15 protein-coding genes are annotated in these 19,890 nt (G+C 42.8%); 4 read left to right on the top strand and 11 right to left on the bottom strand.

Features of this window, described 5'->3' with window-relative positions; translation table 11 throughout:
- Positions 1 to 131 precede the first annotated feature (131 nt).
- From CLV32_RS20130 to CLV32_RS20145, 3 genes are all read right to left on the bottom strand, one after another.
- A complete protein-coding gene (locus tag CLV32_RS20130) occupies positions 132 to 4,136 on the bottom strand; it encodes a hybrid sensor histidine kinase/response regulator transcription factor (RefSeq protein WP_133558763.1) in 4,005 nt (1,334 codons plus the stop codon).
- A gap of 38 nt (positions 4,137 to 4,174) precedes the next feature.
- The gene (locus tag CLV32_RS20135) at positions 4,175 to 6,127 is read right to left on the bottom strand and encodes a glycoside hydrolase family 97 protein (protein ID WP_133558764.1); all 1,953 of its coding nucleotides are present in this window, start codon (positions 6,125 to 6,127) and stop codon (positions 4,175 to 4,177) included.
- 492 nt (positions 6,128 to 6,619) lie between these two features.
- Complete coding sequence (locus CLV32_RS20145) at positions 6,620 to 7,351, bottom strand: M949_RS01915 family surface polysaccharide biosynthesis protein (protein WP_133558766.1); 732 nt, start codon at positions 7,349 to 7,351, stop codon at positions 6,620 to 6,622.
- A 150-nt stretch (positions 7,352 to 7,501) separates the two neighbouring features.
- Between CLV32_RS20145 and CLV32_RS20150 the strand changes: the two genes are divergently transcribed.
- The 3 genes from CLV32_RS20150 to CLV32_RS20160 all read left to right on the top strand — a co-directional run bounded on the left by CLV32_RS20150 (position 7,502) and on the right by CLV32_RS20160 (position 9,301).
- Positions 7,502 to 7,960 carry a hypothetical protein gene (locus CLV32_RS20150; RefSeq protein ID WP_133558767.1) on the top strand — a complete coding sequence of 153 codons (459 nt, stop codon included), beginning with the start codon at positions 7,502 to 7,504 and terminating at the stop codon, positions 7,958 to 7,960.
- Between the two features lie 234 nt (positions 7,961 to 8,194).
- Entirely contained in the window at positions 8,195 to 8,659 is a 465-nt protein-coding gene (locus CLV32_RS20155; RefSeq protein WP_208111062.1) for a response regulator transcription factor, read from the top strand.
- A gap of 114 nt (positions 8,660 to 8,773) precedes the next feature.
- Positions 8,774 to 9,301 (top strand): DUF4199 domain-containing protein, encoded by a 528-nt coding sequence (locus CLV32_RS20160; protein WP_133558768.1) that lies wholly within the window; start codon positions 8,774 to 8,776, stop codon positions 9,299 to 9,301.
- Between the two features lie 5 nt (positions 9,302 to 9,306).
- Here the strand turns inward: CLV32_RS20160 and CLV32_RS20165 are convergent, their stop codons facing one another.
- Positions 9,307 to 10,077, bottom strand: coding sequence for a DNA-formamidopyrimidine glycosylase family protein (locus CLV32_RS20165; protein ID WP_133558769.1), 771 nt, complete (start codon positions 10,075 to 10,077; stop codon positions 9,307 to 9,309).
- 7 nt (positions 10,078 to 10,084) lie between these two features.
- Complete coding sequence (locus tag CLV32_RS20170; protein WP_133558770.1) at positions 10,085 to 10,666, bottom strand: YdeI/OmpD-associated family protein; 582 nt, start codon at positions 10,664 to 10,666, stop codon at positions 10,085 to 10,087.
- Positions 10,667 to 10,795: 129 nt separating this feature from the next.
- Here CLV32_RS20170 and CLV32_RS20175 point away from each other — a divergent pair, with 129 nt between their 5' ends.
- Positions 10,796 to 11,683, top strand: coding sequence for a dienelactone hydrolase family protein (locus CLV32_RS20175; RefSeq protein ID WP_133558771.1), 888 nt, complete (start codon positions 10,796 to 10,798; stop codon positions 11,681 to 11,683).
- A 93-nt stretch (positions 11,684 to 11,776) separates the two neighbouring features.
- Here the strand turns inward: CLV32_RS20175 and CLV32_RS20180 are convergent, their stop codons facing one another.
- The 6 genes from CLV32_RS20180 to CLV32_RS20205 all read right to left on the bottom strand — a co-directional run bounded on the left by CLV32_RS20180 (position 11,777) and on the right by CLV32_RS20205 (position 19,848).
- Positions 11,777 to 12,274: a GDYXXLXY domain-containing protein gene (locus CLV32_RS20180; protein ID WP_133558772.1), complete on the bottom strand. Its 498-nt coding sequence runs from the start codon at positions 12,272 to 12,274 to the stop codon at positions 11,777 to 11,779.
- Positions 12,261 to 13,196 carry a DUF4401 domain-containing protein gene (locus CLV32_RS20185; RefSeq protein ID WP_133558773.1) on the bottom strand — a complete coding sequence of 312 codons (936 nt, stop codon included), beginning with the start codon at positions 13,194 to 13,196 and terminating at the stop codon, positions 12,261 to 12,263. Before CLV32_RS20185 ends, CLV32_RS20180 begins: the two co-directional genes overlap by 14 nt.
- Positions 13,180 to 14,076, bottom strand: coding sequence for a DUF2157 domain-containing protein (locus tag CLV32_RS20190; RefSeq protein ID WP_133558774.1), 897 nt, complete (start codon positions 14,074 to 14,076; stop codon positions 13,180 to 13,182). The genes CLV32_RS20185 and CLV32_RS20190 overlap by 17 nt, the downstream gene beginning before the upstream one ends.
- A gap of 74 nt (positions 14,077 to 14,150) precedes the next feature.
- On the bottom strand, positions 14,151 to 15,584 hold the full coding sequence (locus tag CLV32_RS20195) for a TolC family protein (protein WP_133558775.1): 1,434 nt from the start codon (positions 15,582 to 15,584) through the stop codon (positions 14,151 to 14,153).
- Positions 15,577 to 18,741, bottom strand: coding sequence for an efflux RND transporter permease subunit (locus CLV32_RS20200; RefSeq protein ID WP_133558776.1), 3,165 nt, complete (start codon positions 18,739 to 18,741; stop codon positions 15,577 to 15,579). Before CLV32_RS20200 ends, CLV32_RS20195 begins: the two co-directional genes overlap by 8 nt.
- A gap of 24 nt (positions 18,742 to 18,765) precedes the next feature.
- Positions 18,766 to 19,848, bottom strand: coding sequence for an efflux RND transporter periplasmic adaptor subunit (locus CLV32_RS20205; protein ID WP_133558777.1), 1,083 nt, complete (start codon positions 19,846 to 19,848; stop codon positions 18,766 to 18,768).
- Between the last annotated feature and the right edge of the window lie 42 nt (positions 19,849 to 19,890).

Genomic DNA, 19,890 nt, shown 5'->3' on the forward strand with positions numbered 1-19,890 from the left:
GAAGACGCGAACGGTTCATTGGTGAAGGATTTATAATTGGTTATTGGAATCAAACATAGCTGATTGACCGATCTGCAGACATATACAAATCCGTCAATTAACGATTAATATTTCGTCAAAAATTGTGTATTTCAGGTTTGAGACTTTCTTTTTTGGTATTCTGAGGGCAGCTGACCAAATTCTTCCTTGAAGCATTGCCGGAAATAAATGGAGCTGTTGACACCTACCATTAAGGCTACTTCGGTTACATTATATTGACCTGAGCGTAGTAGCTGAGCGGCTTTTTGGATTCGGATTTTGCGCACCAGCTGATTAATGTTTTTGCCAGTGAGCCCTTTCAGTTTTCGGTAGAGCGTAGACTGGCTCATGTTCATTTTTTCAGCGAGGCTTGCGGCATCAAGAATCTCATCCTGGATGCATTCTTCTACAAGGTTTACAAACTCCTGTACAAACGCACTTTCACGCCAAAGGTTCTGATCTGATTCCGTACTTTTAGGTGTTACACCTTTTTCTTCAATGGCAAGTCGACCAAGTAGTTCAGTATATACCAATTTCCGTTTAAGGAGCAGATTTTCAATACGTTTGTTGAGTAGTTTCGGACTTATTGGTTTAGTAAGGTAGGAATCTACGCCGAGGCTGTACCCACGTTCTTTATCGGATTCAGCGTCTCTTGCTGTTAAAAATATCGTTGGAATATGACTTGTTTCCCGCTGTTGGTTAATTTTTTCAAGCATAGTAAAACCATCCATGTCTGGCATCATCACATCACTTAAAATGATATCGGGAATGTAGTCTTTCGCCATTTCAAACCCCTTCTTTCCATTTTCGGCAGTAATTACATCGTAGTTTACAACAAGGATGCTGGTTAAATATTCTCGCAGGTCTGTCTCGTCTTCAACCAAGAGTAGTACAGGGCGGGAATCAGCATTACTTTTTGGGGTTAACGCGTCTGATCCGGTTCCAATTTCTGATGAGGCTGGTACAACGGCATTGGTGAGTATGCGCACGCAAAACTCACTTCCTTTTCCGGGTTCACTTTTTACAGATATTTTGCCATGGTGTATAATAGCCAGTTCTCTAACCAGAGCGAGGCCTACGCCGGTACCATGGCTAACGGATCTTGGCACCTGGTAATAGCGGTCAAATATTTTATCCAAGTGTTCTGGCGCAATTCCACAACCCGTATCTTTTACACAAATCAGGGCACTTGTACTCAGCGGGTCCTGTTCATAGTGCAGGCAGACTTCGATTTTGCCAGACGTGGTATATTTGCATGCATTAGACAAGAGGTTATCCAGAATTAGTTGTACAATTTCTGCGTCGAAAATGGTTTTAATATCTTCCTGATCAATTTTGCAGGTAATTTGCAAGTCGCTATTGGTATTTGCTTCACTATATTTTTGAACAATATGCTGTACCAGATCGCCTAAAAAGTCTTCACCCAAAACCAAGGGTTTGTATTGGGACTCTACCTTACGGAATTCGAGCAGTTGATTCACCAGTGAGAAAAGCCTATTGGCATTTTTTTGTACTATCAATACCCCTTCCTTATGATTAGCTGCCAATTTGTTTTCATGAAGGAGATCTTCAAGTGGACCAAGAATGAGGGTTAGCGGCGTGCGGAGTTCGTGGGTGATGTTGGTATAAAAATTCATTCTCTCCATATGTAATTTACCATCATGTTCTATCTGCAATTTTTTTACCCGAAGCTCGGCCTCTGCATAAACTTTTCTGATGTGAAATACAACAAGCATGATGATGATTGATATAATTACCAACACATACAGCACAATAGCAAGGCTGCTCAGGTAGAAAGGGGGGGAGATTTTGATCAGGAGTTTCGTATAGTCCTTCGACCAGGCTTCATTTTTTTGTCGTGTGCGAATGCGCAGTTCATAACTGCCATGGGGGATATTTCTGAAATCGAGATTTTTCTCATTACCTAAAAACACCCATTTTTCATCCCTTCCGTGAAGCTGATAGCTAAATTCTACAAGATCATGGAGGGCGTAATCCATTACGGCCAGCTCTACACGAAAGCTGTTTTCGTCATGTTTAAGATTGATTTCTTCGGCTAGGCCAGGATATTTTTCTGATTGTGCATGTGTTTCGCCGGTATTAAATACCATGAATCGGCTGATCTTAATTGGAGAATTAGGAAGGGTGAGGGGGACATCCTTAGGGTTAAAATAGCAGACGCCAGCCGGCATTCCGAAGAAAATCTTCCCGGCAGGATCTTTACCTACACTATTGATGGTAAAACCACCGAGAGGTAAACCGAATGCCTGATCGTAATATAAAAACCGTTTTTGTTCAGGTAAATAACGGAGAATTCCTGATCGGGTTGAGCACCAGATGTTTCCGTCATTATCTTCTGCAATAGCATTGATAGTTAGCCAGGCGTCACCTCCTGGGGGTATTATGTTTTCAATTTTACTAAGTGCGGTGTTTGCATGATGCAGACCTATTCCTTCGTTTGTGGCAATCCATATATTGTTATTCCGATCGGCAAAGAGCTGGTTGATCGTATTGCTATTGATTCCTCCACCTTTTGATATTCTTTGAATCAGCTTCCCACTGTTGTCAAATATATATATGCCCTGGCCGTAGGTGCCGATCCACATGTTTCCCTTGTTATCTTCGACAAGTGTACGGGGCGCATAATCTCCAAGCATTGGCGCATTGGTTACGATTTTTTTGAAAGATCCGGTGCGGGGGTTGTGAATGAAAAGCCCTTCTTCGGCTGCAAAACATATATTTCCTTCTTTGTCTTCTGCTATAGCCCTAACGGAAGACATCTTTTCCATAGGACTGATTTTCTTCCATACCTTGGTTTTAGTATTATAGAACGATACACCATCATTTTGTAAACCAAACCATTTATTGTTATCGCTATCCTGAAGTCCGGAAAGCAAAAAATCGTCTGCAATTCCGCTATTGTGCATATTTTTCCTGACTAATTTCCCATCAGGAGTGATTTGCAGGATGCCATCACCAACAGTACCTAACCACATGCTGTTATTGCGATCATTCAGTATACTCGTTACCGTTGCGGGTTTTCCTTCTGCCAGCATTAAATTCTCTGTAGATAAAATGGAGAAGAACGGTTTTACGTGACCGATAAATGCGATGCCGCCGCTATATATCCCCATCCAAATATTGCCAAACTGATCGCGATCGATGCTCTGTATCGATGAAGTATTTCCCCTTTTGAGATAGAAACGTGTGATGTCAGAGATTTGCGGCATCGCTGCACCATAACTATAGTTTGTTTTAATAATAAATAATTGAGATGACTCTGCACCTATCCAAATCGCTCCGTTGATCTCTTTGATGGTGTAAACAAAAGGTTCCAGCCCATTTCTGCTTTTGCCGGCCAGGCTGATCTTTTGGATTTGTTTGCTTGTGGAGTTGTAAATTGCTAATCCTTTTCTAGTGCCTATCCAGATGTTGTTGAATTTATCGCAGAAAAGGGATTTGACTTCGTTATCTGGAAGCATATCCCCGCTGATTACTGTAACCGAACGGGTTTTGGGATCTAGAATAGAAATACCTTTATTAACATGGCCGATAAACAGCCTGCCTGCTTTATCTTCTGCTAAAGACCAGATGCTGTTTTCGGGTAAACCGTAAACATTTTTCCGGTTAAAAGGGGTGAAGGTTTTCTTTAACGGGTCGAATAGTTGTACGCCCTGATGATAAGTTGCGAGCCATAAGTTTCCATTGGCCGATTTGATGATATCGGTGATGTCGTTAGTGGCGAGGGACTGTGGATCTTTATCACTGTGCAGGTAATAAGAAAACTTGTTGGTTTTTGTATCGTAAACATTTAATCCATTTGCTCTGGTACCGATGTAAAGCTGGTTTTCATCGTAAAAGAGTGTGTTGATTTCATTGCTGTTTACAGAAGAGCCATCTGCCTTTTCTGATTTGTAAAAATGTTTAAATGAGTTACTAGCGAAACGGTTGAGGCCCATTTCAGTAGCAATCCATACGAAGCCATCGTGGTCGTGCACCACGTCAATTACTTGTTGGCTCGACAAGCCTTCCTGCAGGGAAAGATACTTCGCAAGGTTAGGCTGTGCGAACAGAGAGAAGGAGCATATACAGCAAGCAATAATCAGCCTCAACCTCATCTTCGTAGCTTCAAGAAATACTGACCGATATTCTGCATCTACTTTCCTATCATTACTGCTCCACCGTTAGGCAGCAGTTTCAGTTTGACCTGTTTGGCTTTATTTACCTTAATTTGTTTCAATTGAGGTGAACGGTCAGCAGCGTCGTCGTAAACTGTGAGGTTGGTGCTACTTAAAAATGGAAGTGTTAGCGTGAGATTTTTTTCGGCACCCTCTGCATTAATTGCCGCTATGTACCATTTTTCACCATGGCGGCGGGCAATGACGCAGTATTTTCCAGGATATCCGTCGATAAAAATGGTGTTATCCCATGTGGTTGGTACATTTTTCATGAAATCGATTAAATGGCTGGGCAGATCGTTAAGGTTATTTGGAGTGATTCCGAAATTTTGTATCGGGCTTTGAAAAAGAACTGCGGTGGCAATCTGAAAAGTTTCGGTTGTTTTTCTGGTGGTGCCACCATCGTTTTTCTTATTGTGTCGTTTGTTTAGCAGTACTGGCCCGAATTCCATTGCCCCTACAGCGTTGCGGATGAAGGGGTGTAGGCTTGCATTGAAGGCTTCCATGTCATTAGCGCGTTGAGCGAAGATGAGGTTTTCTGATGCCAGAACCGCTTCACTGCCCGCATAATTAGGGTACATGCGCTCCCAGCCGCGTGGAAGCGTGCAGCCGTGGAAAATTACTGTTAATCCAAAAACATTGGCGTCGGATAAAATGTCTTCGTATAATTTCATGGTTTCCTGTTTATCGCCCCCGAAGAAATCCACCTTAATACCTTTTACGCCCATGCGCTGCATCCAGGCCATTTCCTTCTTTCTTGCAGCCGCTGTGTTCATCCGGCTTTTAGGATCCTGGGGCGCATCATTCCACAATCCGTTAGAGTTATACCAAAGGCAGATTCCAACACCTTTAGTTGTTGCATACCGGATCAATTCTTCTATTTTGGTATAGCCAATATTTTTCTCCCAGCCACCGTCTATTAATGCGAACTCGTAACCCATGGAAGCAGCCAGATCGATAAATGTCTTCTGATCATCATATTGAATACTGGCGTCCTGCCATAACAGCCAGCTCCAGGTGGAGCGGCCGAAAGTGTAGTGTTTTGATGCCTCATACTGCGGTTCAACGACATCGAAAGGGATCGTTGTTTCAGTGATGGGCTTCAGTGTTGTGCCTACAGTAATGGTGCGCCATGGCGTATTGCCGGGAAGTGGAATGGTTGGGTTTGCACTGCCCATACCATTATTTTCTCCAACCTCAGGGAACGCTATCTTGTAATTCCCGTCTTTTGAACCTTCGCTCAGTTTTGATGCGCAGTATAATGAGTTAACTCCTGTTTCGGAAAGTAGTACCCATCCTTTATCGCCAAGGTGGAAAAGTGCTGGAAAGGTATAGCCTATACCATATTTTGAAGGAATGCCCATTGCCTGATCAGGATTGTATTCTTCCTCATAACTGGGTTTGGTTTTCATCCATCCGATCATTGGCGTAGCCTGCGGGGTTAAAAAAGTAGTGGTTTGCTTAGGGAATTTATAGCCACTCAATTCCTCTTCAATTTGAAAATTCGCGGATTCCCCCGTTTGAGGTATTTGATACCGGAAAGCAATATCGTTATTGCTTACGCGGAACACCACTTCAATTTTGTTCTTTTTTGTATTCTCAAATTTGCAGGTCAGTTCGTTTGCCTGGTATCTTACCGTGCTGATCTTGATTTTGGGCTCTGTGTAACTTTGATCAATCTGGCGTAGCTTTGTATCGGTGAGCTTAAGACCGGATGATAAATCCATTTGTTTTCCTCTAAGGCCTAGCAGCGACCGTTCCAGCATTTCGTTGCCACCGAGAGTCACATTATAAAAAAGCTTTCCTTGTTCGACATTGATTTTTACTACGAGGTTCCGATCGGGACTTGTCACAGTTAGCTCCTGTGCAAAGGAAGTCGTGCAAAAGCTGGTAAATACCAGGACGGATAGGATAGTTTTTAGGTGTTTCATACTTGGTTTGTCGTTGGGATGATTTCAAAAGTTATTCATCAGGTTGACGCAGTTGGAAATGACCTGCTTATCAAATGATTTCTATACTTTTATGTGAATATTTGGTTACGGTGTTCAATCAGTTTTGAATCACAAATATTAGCATTTTTTTTAAATGTTATTATGACGTTTAAAAAAAAGGTTGGCAGTTGTGGCTATTTGGGTTTCGCGTGGGAGCGTCTCCAAGTCAATTACCTCAGTGGCTCTCGGTAAATTGATAGATGAAGGAAAAATTAATATCACTGAGAACTTTCAACAACAGTTGCCGGAATTTAGAGAAAAGAAGTCTCCTATTAATTTAACAGCTGGTGGGCCATTTGATTGGAATTCGACACTATAGGGGGTACGATTCTAGTGATTTTATACATAAAGAGCATTATGACGATGTAACATCAAGCTTGACTACACCAACTGATCTGGCGCTGATGGCATCGGCGTTGCTATCTGGCTGTTTTACTGTGGTAAATTAATCATATGCTTGTCCCAAAGCGTCTGTGCAAAATCCAAAAATACCTTTGGACCGTTAGATAAAGCATCATCAATCTTATATTCTCCACCCATATACATTTTGTTTCCGTTGTCGTCAATTCCATGCATCACTTTACTTTCTCCTCTTACTGCAAATTTTTGTTGCCCTTCATACATTATAATTTTCATGTCGGAAGGGCTCAAATCTGATTGGCATACCGTTCTATACATGAGCCATATTTCTGCAGTTCCATTATGGTTGAGGTCTGTGATAGTAAAGGCTTTGTCGATAAATGAGGCGTCAACATCAAAGGGGCAATCACTGATGTAGTCATAAACCTTCCATGTTTGTTTATAACTACCATCAGATTTTATAAAATGATAAGCAAACAGTTCGGCATCTTCGCCGTCGCTTTCGTGTTTAAATTTCTTACTCTGGTAAATGCCAGTTTCTGTTGTTAGGACAATGTTTTCGCCCAATTGATCTGTCCATTGAACAGCAGTTTTGATCTTCCCTTCATATTTAATTTCTGGAGGAATCTGATCAATACTTATATTAACTGGTGTACTGATTTTCCCATCTTTAGTTGAAGCTGTGTTATTTGCCAACATGTTTTTAGACTCATTATTTTGTTTCTTTGAATCGCTGGTACACGACTGGAAGATAGAAATTAACGCTAGACAAATGATTGTAGTCTTTATAATGTTTCTTTTCATCTCGAGTTTTAATATAAGTTAGTTCAGCATATTGCAACAATTAAGGTAGCGTAAACTGAACATTATGAGGAAGCTATTGTTTGTATATTTTAAATAGAATAACAAAAAACTATGGCTCTTCGATTTTTGATCTTTCCGCTTTTTTTACTAATGTCGAACGTTTACGGTCAAAATGACTATGAGGTTATGGAGAGTTCCTCATTAAAGATTAATGGATCCGGCTTTAACTTAAAAAAAGAATTAATCTTGAAGAGCTTTGGTAAACCAACACGGATTTTTGAACCTAAATATGAATGCGGGTTTCTTTCTGAAGATGAGCAAGGAAACAAGTATTTTTCGCTTGACTATGGGAATCTGAAATTTACCGGCAATAAAAAAGAAGGATACCAATTAGAGGAAATCCATTTTGGACCTGCACTACGCTGTAAAATTACATTTGGTAAAAAGCTGATCTCTCATACAACAACCAGGAAAGAATTTGAGTCTATAACGGGAGTTAAAATAAGCGGTTCCGGAAAAACCATTTATAATAAAGGGGCTGACGATGCCTACATATTTACTTTTGTTAATGACCGACTTGCTAAAATAGAATATTGGTCGCCTTGTTAAGGTAAATCAAATTCATCATGTTCGGAGCATTCCTTCTGCGAAATTAACCTACGAAATGTCTGGCGGTTCCAGTAGAGCTGGTAAATTAAATATGTTATTCGCAAGTCATCAACAAGATAAGTTAGCTTTGGCATTAAGCATTAAATGGGAAAATCGTTGTAGACCATTCGAGCTAGCTTCTGACTTTACTTCAGAAATTCTGCTATTTTAGCATTGAAAACAAATGGGCACACATTGAGATTTATTGCACGCAATCAGACGGTACTATTGTATGGCGCTTCGCTAGCTGTTCTATTATTGATCATGAAATGGCTGGAGTGGCATGTGCTTGTCATTGAACATTCTTTTGAAGTATATGCGGGAGCTATCGCGCTATTATTTACTGCGCTGGGCATTTGGCTGGCTAATAAACTGACCCGGGCCAAGAGCACTACCATCATTGTAGAAAAGCAGGTGCTTGTTAAAACTAAAGATTTTGTACTGAATGAGGCGGAGGTTGTTCGCCTCGGACTAACCAAACGTGAGATGGAAGTATTGCAAGCTATGGCCGATGGCTTAAGTAATCAGGAAATTGCCGAACGCTTATTTTTGTCGTTAAATACGATTAAGACCCACTCGTCAAAAGTGTTTGAAAAGCTTGAAGTGCAGCGTCGTACCCATGCTGTTGACAAGGCCAGGAAGTTGAATATCATTCCATAAAATTTTCACCCTTTTTGGTAAAAGAGACTATTTTTGTTAAAATCATACTAAAGTATGAGGCTGAAGATGAGGTGAAAGGCCATTTTTGTTGTCTAAACTTTAATTAAAATCGACATGAAAAAAAATGTATTTGTTTACGGGCTTATCTCGGGTATCTGTGTAACTACCCTTATGGCCTGCTCCATTGCCTATTGCTATAGCAAGGGCTCATTTGACGGCAGCATGCTGGTTGGCTACATCGCCATGATCCTCTCTTTTTCAGTCATATTTGTAGGTGTAAAAAACTACAGAGATCAGGTTGGTGGTGGTATAATCAGTTTTGGTAAAGCATTGCGGATGTCGTTGTTGATGGCACTAATTTCGTCAACACTGTATGTAGTAGGATGGATGATTGTATATTACACTATCTTTCCTGATTTTATTGAAAAACTTGCTGCCTATCAATTAAGTCCCGCAAAAACAAGCCAGATGAGTGCAGCGCAGGTAACAGCTATTCGCGACCAGATGGATATGTTTAGAGATTGGTATAGCACACCACTGGGCGTGGCAGGTGCAACCTATATGGAGATACTGCCGGTAGGTATCCTGGTAGCGCTGGTAACTGCTTTGGTATTAAAGCGTAAGGACAGAAGAATTCTTTAGTTCTTTTAGCTGTATAATTCCTGCTCATCAGTGTAGTACGTTTTTCTGGCGCCTTTTTTCTCCACCTGAATTTCTGCTCCTGTTGGGCTTTTCTCCAGCTTAGGACTATGAATCTTGAGAAAATCCTTGATCTCTCCATGTAATTCGTGCGGGAGCTCTTTAGCAATGTCTTTTGCCTCTTGCTTTAACAGCTCCTTGATGATTTTTAAAAGCTTTTTTACTTGCATTTCTGGAATCGCTTTAGCTATTGAAAAAGGAGAGATTCTGGCTGCCCATAAGATCTCATCGGCGTAAGTATTACCAATGCCGCGGATATGTTTTTGATCCATCAGCAGTACTTTGATTTGTACTTTCTTTTTTGCCAGTAGTTCTGCAAAATAGGTGCCGGTTAGGCCCAATGCATCAGGTGCCTCCGCTATTTCTGGGTTAAGCGTTGGCGTTGCTTGTTTCTGGAAATCGGTTAAAGCAAAGCCATCGCCACCTTTGAAATGGAAGCTGACGATCTTAAACTTAACTTCTTCGCCGTCCAACGGTCTGATTTCTCCGTGGAGCATCAGATGAAGGCCCACTACAGCTTTGTTTTTGAAATGAAGCTGCAGCGTTTTCCCGTCTCTGGTTACCTGCTCCAGGCCATGACCTTCCACGGCCTGTTTAAGCTCATCAACAGTTACGTTCAGTTTTTTTGCGACAGTCACGTCCACTGTTTCTACAATTTTATTTTTAAAGCGTTTTTGCAGGTTTGCTGCAAAGACTTCCAGATCTGGTAATTCGGGCATAATATCTTTATCTAAATTGTATTGGTTTTAGTCCTTCTGCTGCCAGGGCAGCTATGTCAGTGATCCTTTTGTGTCTGGTCTCGGGTCGTTTGGCAAGTGCTACCCATTGCAGTAACATTTTTTTTGACGACTTACTTAGGCTCATGAAAAAGTCTTCCGCACCTGCTTTTGTTTTTAATTCTTCAGCTAAATCATCCGGGACAGTTAGTTCTTCGACTGTGTCTAACAACGCCCATGATCCGTTTTCTTTTGCTGCAACAATGGCACGCAGCCCAGCTTCGGCCATTAACCCCTCTGCCGTTAATCTAGCCACTTTACCTTTATTGATTTTTGACCAGGTGCCGTTGGGTTTTCTTTTGCTGAAAAACTGATGGGAGGAACCGTCACCTAAAGAGATCTTTTTACTGTCTATCCAGCCAAAACACAGGGCTACATCTACAGCATCGCTCCAGCTTAATGTGGGCTTTCCGGAATGTTTTTTATGGAAAACCACCCACACTGCGTTTTTAGCTTGGTGATGCTTTTGTAACCACGCACGCCATGCTGCCTGATCTTCAGGATAGAAAACGTCGATTTCGCTTGCTGTCATAACCCAAATGTAAAAAGTTGTACTGACAGCCCTATGTCAGTTTGAAAAAGAATTTTCTCGGGTACACGTAAGCATTGCCTTTTTAGCTGTAATTAGATATATTTGGTTTATACCAAAAGCCAGAACCACATGGACCAAATTAAGAAAGAAGACATCAAACAGGAAGTGTTTGATTTGTATGATGATTATGCACATAGCAGGATGGATCGCCTGGCTTTTGTGAAAAAACTGTCACTATATGCTGTTGGCGGACTAACCGTGCCTGCATTGATGAGTTTCCTGATGCCCGATTATCAGGGTAACACGCAGATCAAAGCGGATGATCCCCGTCTGAAGTCTGAATACATCACTTATCCATCTCCTAATGGTGGCGGACCTATCAAAGCATTGTTATCTAAACCGGTAGGCGCTAAAAAGAAATTAGGCGGAATTATCGTGGTACACGAAAACCGCGGACTCAATCCATATATAGAAGATGTGGCCAGGAGAGCTGCTTTAGCTGGCTTCGTAACGTTGGCTCCTGATGGTCTAACTCCACTGGGTGGCTATCCGGGTAATGATGATGAGGGCCGTACCATGCAGGCTAAACGTGATAAAGCTGAATTGGAGCAGAATTTTATTGATGCATTCACTTATTTGAAAGGTCATAAAGATTGCAATGGTAAGGTAGGTGTAGTAGGCTTCTGCTTTGGTGGTGGGATCTCCAACATGATGGCTGTGCGTTTGCCAGAATTGGCGGCAGCTGTGCCTTACTATGGTGGGCAACCAGCACTTGAGGATGTGCCAAAAATCAAAGCACCGTTGATGTTACATTATGCATCACTGGATACAAGAATCACCGCAGGTTGGCCGGCATATGAAGCGGCATTGAAGGCCAACGGTAAAAAATATCAGGGCTTTGTTTATGAAGGTGTAAATCACGGGTTCCATAACGATACTACACCGAGATATGATAAAGCTGCAGCAGAATTGTCCTGGAAACGTACAATTGATTTTTTCAATGAAACGCTGAAATAATGAGTTAATAAAAGGGTTTTATTTGAGACGACAACTCGTAGCATCAAATGAAACCCTTCAGTTATTGCATTGTAAAACGAAGCGTATTTTTCGTTATTTAATCAACTTATAATTTTCATCATATAAACCAACAAGTACACTATTCCCAGCATCATCTATCTTTAACGCACCATATTTTGCACGTTCATATTTCTTGCCACTGCCTTCCTCAAAAAAATATGATTCTGCACCCAGCTGTACATTGCTGGCATACGCATAGCCCGAAGAATAATATTTGACGGCGAATTCGCCAGATTTTAAAGGTGTTAAACTATCCTGGAATCTGACAAAAGTCGCTACATGTTGCGCATTTTCAGTAACGATGCAATAGCCTCTTTTGGATACCTTTTTTTGATAGGGTAGCTGACTGATGCTGTAGCGAAGACTCATATAGTCGCCTTGAATTAATGACCTTGGATCAACAGGCGCTAGTTCCAGCAACACAAGTCTGCCCTTGCTCAGGGTGTTTTCCTTAGCTACGATAGACCAGTTGATATACCCAATCAGCAGGAGCAGATTTGCGAGTATCAGGATTTTTTTAGTTCTGCTCATAACGCTTCAATGTGTTTTTAAAGATGAACCATGCGGTAAGAAACAAAACTCCGGTAGCTACCATAATGGCAGACTTGATTAGCAGGGAGAAATGCAGATTGTAATAATACTGCCCTACAAAATAAATCAACGCAATAAAGCCAATAATGAGACCGAAACGGTGGTTGGTATGGAAACTAAGCAATAAAATAAGCAGTCCGCCACAAATAGCCGGAGCAAATGCCGAAAGCAACATCAGCAGTAAGGTCATGGCATAAATCAAAACTTTACTTTGCTGACTTTCGATCTGCAGTGTCCTGATGATATGATTTAAGATAAACGCTGCCACTACCATAATCAGAATTGAAGAAAGCCACTCAAAGCCAACATAGCCAGGCTTATTAAAGCTTTCGATCCCCAGAAAACCCAGCAGTGCAATAAAAGAAATAAGAAAACCGATACGCCAGATACGAAATTTATAGAGACTAGTATAGGTGTAAGCAGCTGCAAGCAACGGAGCTAACAAATGGACAAGTGAAAACTGCTTATTAATAGTAATCAGCGCAAAAAGACATCCGTTGAATAATAATACGGCAATCAGATTCAGCATATATCCACGCGAAAACATTGGAATGATGATGGCAAAACCCAACAGAAACAGGGTAGTTATATTATCGCTTTTAGTTGTGTTTCCCAATCCGGCGCCAATCATGGTTATTGCGGCTAGCGTGGCTCCGATGCAGGCGCCATCCAATACCCGCGATGTGCTCGTCCGGTCTACAACTAAAGTTCCTGCCAGAATAAATAGGCCTAGAAAGCCCATCACCTTTGGTGAATCAAAGACTGTCATAAACAGAAAACCGATGAAAAACATGCTGGCTAATATGCCTCCGGATATAGATAGCAATTTGATGCCCAGACTTTCTTTATGCACTGATTCCATTCCAACTCTTATTTAGTTTGATTAATTGACTAATTGCAAAGGTGATGCTCAGGATAATAAATAGACTAACCAACAGGAGCGTGCCCTCTGACACGCCATCTGTGATGCGGATAATAGCCGAGGCAACTACAATAATGGCGCTCAGATAGAGCAGGCATAGTAAATAGAGTGATTTGCTTTTGAATGCATATAAAGTTCCGGCGATGTATGTGATCAGGCTTAATACGAGTGCTACGTAAAAGGCCGGTTTATAGTGGTCAAAAATTCCTGTAGATAATGCTGTGGTCAAAAATGTGGTAGCGGCTAATGCAGTAAGCTTAACAATCCAGTTTGGTACATCGGCAAGGTTCCTGATCTGCATATATTTGAACAACAGCCCTGCTGCAGTGTTAACAACAAAAAGAATTACGGTAGTAGCCGTAAATGACAACTCTGCACCTACCTGCTGGATATAAAGCACGATGGTTACATTAACAAGCGTAAGGAAAATTAACCAGAGGGGTGCAAAGTTTGAAATCATTGTCCACAAAGCAATAAATACAGTCCAGGCAAGGAAAAAGTCGTACGCATTGGCACCGGTTTGGTAGATCTGCCCGAATGTTGCAAATAAAACACCCACCAGTAGTGACGCGCCCATCAGGATCAGTCTGCGTACTAGTTCTACGGGCTTAAAGATCAGAATCCCTACAACTGGCAGGATGATTAGCGCCTGCATAATGCCAAGTTTAGCAAAAGGGTGCAGGTCTGCCCAATTGTAGGCAAAAAAGAAGATGATACCTATTACGCTAAAGGTTACGCCGATGCCTAAAAGTGCCCAGTCGATAGCTTTTGCCCAGAGGGCCTTTTCAGCGTATTCATTTTTTATTTCTGGTATGTCCATTTTGATAGCGTATGGACTAAATGTAAGCAAAAAAAAGGCCGGATAAATTATCCGGCCCCTCTCAGTGTGTGTTATTATTTCCAGCCACCCCCAAGATTGAGGTAAACCGTTGTTACTGCATTCAGCTGTTGTTTCTTGGTTTCTATCAATTCGAGTTTTGAAGCGAGGGCATCTCTTTGGGTTAACAATACTTCCAAATAATCAGCTCTCGCAGAACGGAAGAGGTCGTTGGAGATGTCGATCGACTTGGTCAATGCGGCTACTTCTTTCGATTTCAGTTCATACCTCTTGCTCAGGTTATTGATGTTAGACAATTGGTTGGACACGTCCATGTAGGCCGACAAGATCGTTTTCTCATAGTTGAACATAGCCTGGATTTGTCTTGAATTGGCGCTAAAAAACTCTGCTTTGATCGCATTTCTGTTAATCAGCGGGCCAGCAAGGTCTCCGGCCAGCGAGTACAAAATCGACTCTGGAAGTTTAAAGAAATACGATGGCTTAAAGGCTTGTAGTCCAAAAGCTGCGGAGATACCAAAAGAAGGGTAAAACTCTGCTCTGGCAACTTTAACGTCCAGCTTGGATGCTGCAAGCTCAAGCTCTGCCTTCCTGATGTCGGGCCTGTTGGCCAACAACTGCGAAGGGATTCCAGCATTAACTACAGATGGCACAACAGCCAGGAAGTCTCCTTTATCACGTGGAATTTCCTGAGGGAAACGACCTAGCAAAGCGTTGATCTTGTTCTCTGCTTCAGTAATCTTTTGGCGGATCTCAAACTCCAATCCCTGAGAGTTTAGTACTTCGGCCTGGAACTTCTGTACTGCCAGCTCCGTTGCACGTGCTGCCTGCTTTTGAACTTTCAGAATCTCCAAAGCATTCTTTTGCAGGGCGATGTTCTGGTTCACAATCTCCAACTGGTTGTCAAGCGCCCGCAACTCGTAATAAGAGTTGGCCACTTCAGTGATCAGACTGGTGAGCACAAAGTTTTTGCCTTCTACAGTAGACAGGTATCTGGTAACGGCTGCTTTCTTGGCATTACGAAGTTTTTTCCAGATGTCTACCTCCCAGTTTGCATATACTGCTGCAGTGTAGTCCATCAAAGGATCGGGCGTTTCTCTACCATCAGTGATGTCTGTTGTCGCATCACCGGCACCCTGACTGGTATATCGACCAACCTTTTCTACGCCAACACCCAAGCGGGCACCAACTGTTGGCAACAGCTGGCCTTTTCTTAAGCGTACATCATTTCTGGCGATCTCTATTTCCTGCAACGTCATGTTCAACTCCTGGTTGTTCTTCAACGCTGTATCGATCAGATTTGCCAGGTCTTTATCGGTAAAGAAAGTACGCCAGTTTACGATGGCCAGGTTGGTAGTATCGGTACTATTGGTATAGGCTCCGGGTACCGCCCGGTTTTCTGCACGCTGGGTAATTTCCGGAATCTTGCAGCTGGCAATACCCACGCAAACGCCCAACAGGGCTATGCCTTTATATATATTAGCTTTATTCATTGTGATCAATTGCTTCGGTTAAGGGATTTTCTTCTTCATCTTTAACGAGAATGCTTTTCTCGGAAATTTTGGCGAATATGTAGTATAAACCAGGAATTACCAGTACCCCGAACACGGTACCGAAAAGCATACCTCCGGCGGCAGCCGTACCAATGGTTCTGTTACCGATGGCACCAGGACCGGATGCAAATACCAATGGCAATAGTCCGGCGATAAATGCAAACGACGTCATCAGGATTGGACGGAACCTTACGGCAGCACCTTCCATGGCCGCCTGTAATACGGTGGCGCCATCCCGGTGTTTCTGCACGGCGAACTCTACAATCAGCACGGCATTTTTACCGAGGAGTCCGATGAGCATCACCAGTGATACCTGTGCATAGATGTTGTTTTCCAGTCCTGCAATCTTCAGCACAAAGAAAGCTCCGAAGATACCTGCTGGTAGGGACAGGATTACTGCCAGTGGCAGGATAAAACTTTCGTACTGAGCGGCAAGGATCAGGTATACAAATCCAAGACAGATCAGGAAGATGTAAATGGCCTCATTACCACGGGCAACCTCATCAGCAGAGATACCTGCCCAGTCGATGCCAAATCCCCTTGGTAAGGTCTTTTCTGCTACTTCCTTGATTGCATTGATAGCTGCGCCGCTGCTGTATCCCGGTGCAGCCGCTCCACTGATCTCTGACGCATTGTACATGTTGTGTCTGGTAATCTCTGACAGTCCATAAACTTTTTCCATTCTCATGAAAGCAGAGTAGGGTACCATTTCTTCACGGTCGTTCTTCACGTACAGTTTCAGGATATCCTCGGGCAGGGCACGGTACTGAGGTAAGGCCTGTACCATTACTTTGTATTGCCTGTCAAACTTAATAAAGTTAGTCTCGTAGTTACTACCTACAAGTGTAGACAAGGTGTTCATGGCATTATCAATGGTCACTCCTTTTTGCTGTGCGATATCATTGTCTACGCGCAACATATATTGTGGGAAACTGGCACTATAGAAGGTGAATACCGAGGATAGTTCCGGACGCTTGCTCAGGTCTTTCACAAAGTCCTTACTAACGGTCTCCATCTTCTTGAAGTCGCCGCTACCAGCTTTATCCAGTAAACGTAGCTCAAAACCTCCCGCTGCACCATATCCTGGTACCGCTGGTGGCTGAAAGTACTCAATAGTAGCACCGGTAATCTCCTTGGATTTTTCTTCTAACTCATTCATTACTTGTTGTACAGAATGCTTACGCTCGTCCCATCCCTTAAGGTTAATCAGACAGGTTCCCGAGTTGGATCCTGTTCCTTCGGTCAGGATCTCGTAACCTGCCAGTGATGATACTGATTTTACATCTTCGATACCTTCCGCAATTTTTTGCAGTTTTTCGGCGATCTGGTTGGTACGTTCCAAAGAAGAACCAGGAGGTGTCTGGATGATGGCGTAGAACATCCCCTGATCTTCGTTTGGAATAAAGCCTGTTGGTAAGGTCTGGTTAACTAAGTAGATACCTCCGCAAAAAGCAAGCAGGATGCCCCAGGTCACTGCCCTGCGGTTAATGATGCTGCCTAATATCTTTTGGTATCTACCCGAAAGTTTGTTAAATCCGTTATTGAACCCATCAAGGAACTTATCTAGTCCTTTTTTCTTTTTAGGTTTTCCATGGTTGTTTTTCAGGATCATGGCACAGAGTGCTGGTGTTAGCGTTAGTGCTACTACTCCTGAAAGGATGATGGCCGTGGCCATGGTGATGGAAAACTGCCTATAAAAAATCCCTACCGGACCAGACATAAAAGATACTGGTACAAATACCGCAGCCATTAAGAAGGTAATGGCGATGATGGCTCCGCTGATCTCGTGCATGGCGGCCATAGTGGCTTTCATTGGAGAAAGGTGTTCTTCCTCCATCTTGGCATGCACGGCCTCAATTACCACGATGGCATCATCGACGACGACACCTATGGCGAGGACAAGTGCAAATAAGGTGATCAGGTTGAGCGTAATCCCGAAGAACTGCATAAATACAAATGTTCCAATCAGGGATACAGGCACCGCTACGGCTGGAATCAACGTAGAACGCCAGTCGCCAAGGAATAGGAATACCACCAATCCTACCAGGAAGAAGGCTTCGACCAATGTGTGGATTACTTTTTCTATAGAGGCATCAAGGAACTTAGAAACGTCGTAACTGATCTCATAGTCCATTCCTTTAGGGAAGGTCTTTTTGATCTCTTCCATTTTAGCCTTGATGTCTTTGATTACCTGGCTGGCGTTACTGCCATACGACTGTTTTACGGTGATAGCTGCTGAAGAACGGCCGTTCAGGTTGGAATAGATATCGTACATGGAACTGCCGAACTCAATATTGGCCACATCCTTTAACCGGAGGATCTCTCCGCTGGTGCTGGATTTAAGGATGATGTTTTCGTAACCTTCCTTAGTGGTAAAACGGCCCGGGTATTTGAGCACATACTCGAAAGTCTGTGAACGTTTACCCGAGCTTTCTCCTGTTTTACCTGGTGAGGCTTCGAGACTCTGCTCATTCAATGCTTTGAGCACTTCATCAGCAGAAATCTTATACGCCAGCATCCGGTCTGGCTTTAACCAGATCCGCATGGCATATTCCCGGTTACCCAGGATATCGGCTACACCCACACCATCAACGCGTTTTAATTCTGACAGTACATTGATGTCTGCAAAGTTGAACAGGAACTTCTGATCAGTCTTTGGATCTTTACTGTACAAGTTAATGTACATCAGCATGTTTGATTCCTCACGGGTGATCTTAACACCTTCACGCACTACCAATGGCGGAAGCTTGTTAACCACCGAGGCCACCCTGTTTTGGATGTTTACTGATGCCTGGTTTGGATCTGTACCCAGGTTAAATACTACCTGGATAGATGCTTCACCATCGTTACCGGCATCAGAAGCCATATATTTCATTCCCGGAACACCGTTAATGGCACGTTCCAATGGGATGATTACTGATTTGATCATGAGCTCGCCGTTAGCTCCGGGGTATTCGGCGGTGATATTCACCTTTGGAGGTGAAATTGAGGGGAACTGTGTCACCGGCAGGTGGGTAATCGCGATGACCCCCAGAAACACAATGATCAGTGATATTACGATAGACAGGACGGGCCTGTGTATGAATCTGTTAAACATGGATTTTTTTTTAGGAATGAATCACTATTCGGCTTTCAACTGCAGGCTGGAAATCACTGATTTCGGCGACTGGAATTCTACCTCGATCTTATCATTGTCTTTCACTTTCTGAACGCCCTCGAGCAGGATTTTATCGCCTTCGGCGAGTCCGCCGCTTACCACATACAGATCGGGCATTTCTGTCAGGATCGTGATGTTGCGCGAGTGTACGATACCTCTGCTGTCTACCACAAATACATAGGTTTTATCCTGTATCTCGTAGGTGGCTTTTTGTGGGATTATTAAGGCGTTTCTTAAAGGTACAGTCATCTGGATTTTTCCAGTCTCTCCGTTTCTCAATAGTTTATCCGGGTTAGGAAATTTAGCACGGAAGGCAATGTTACCTGTTTCGCTGTTAAACTCACTTTCAATGATCTCCACATCGCCTTTATATTTCAACAGATCGCCATTTGCAAGCATCAGACTAACCTTATTACTGCCACGGTTTTTAACGTTAGTTTCGTAGTCGAGATATTCAGGTTCTGTTACATTGAAATAGGCAAACATCTGAGTGTTGTCTGAAAGGCTGGTCAGCAGGTCGCCCTCATCAACAAGGCTACCCAGCTTTAACGGGATCCGGTCAATCGTACCATCAAACGGTGCTCTTACTTCTGTTGCCGAAAGGTGGAACTTAGCCACTGCCATTTCTGCCTTTGCCTGGTCCATTTTAGCATGTGCCATGGCTAGTTCGTTTTTAGAAACGACATTTTTGTCGGTCAGCGTTTTGGTGTTCTGTAATTCTATTTCAGAAGCTTTAACCTCAGCAAGTGCTTTCTGGTATTCTGCTTCATACATTTTCGGCATAATCTTGAACAGGAGCTGTCCTGCTTTTACAAATTGGCCTTCATCTACGTAGATGTTCTGCAAAAATCCTTTTGATAGCGCCCTGACTTCGATGTTCCTTACAGATTTGATTTGCGAAACGTACTCCTTGGTATAGGAGGTATCGAGTTTTAAAGGGCTTGTTACAGCATACTTGCTCTCTTTTTCCTTTTCTACTTTTTTAGGTGTACAGGCAGTGTGGAAAAGTATAACACACAGGCCCATGAGCATTACTAGTCTCTTCATGGTATTGATTATTATTTAATGATTGGTGGTTGGAATTTGGAA

Source organism: Pedobacter duraquae (assembly GCF_004362245.1).
Classification (GTDB): domain Bacteria; phylum Bacteroidota; class Bacteroidia; order Sphingobacteriales; family Sphingobacteriaceae; genus Pedobacter; species Pedobacter duraquae.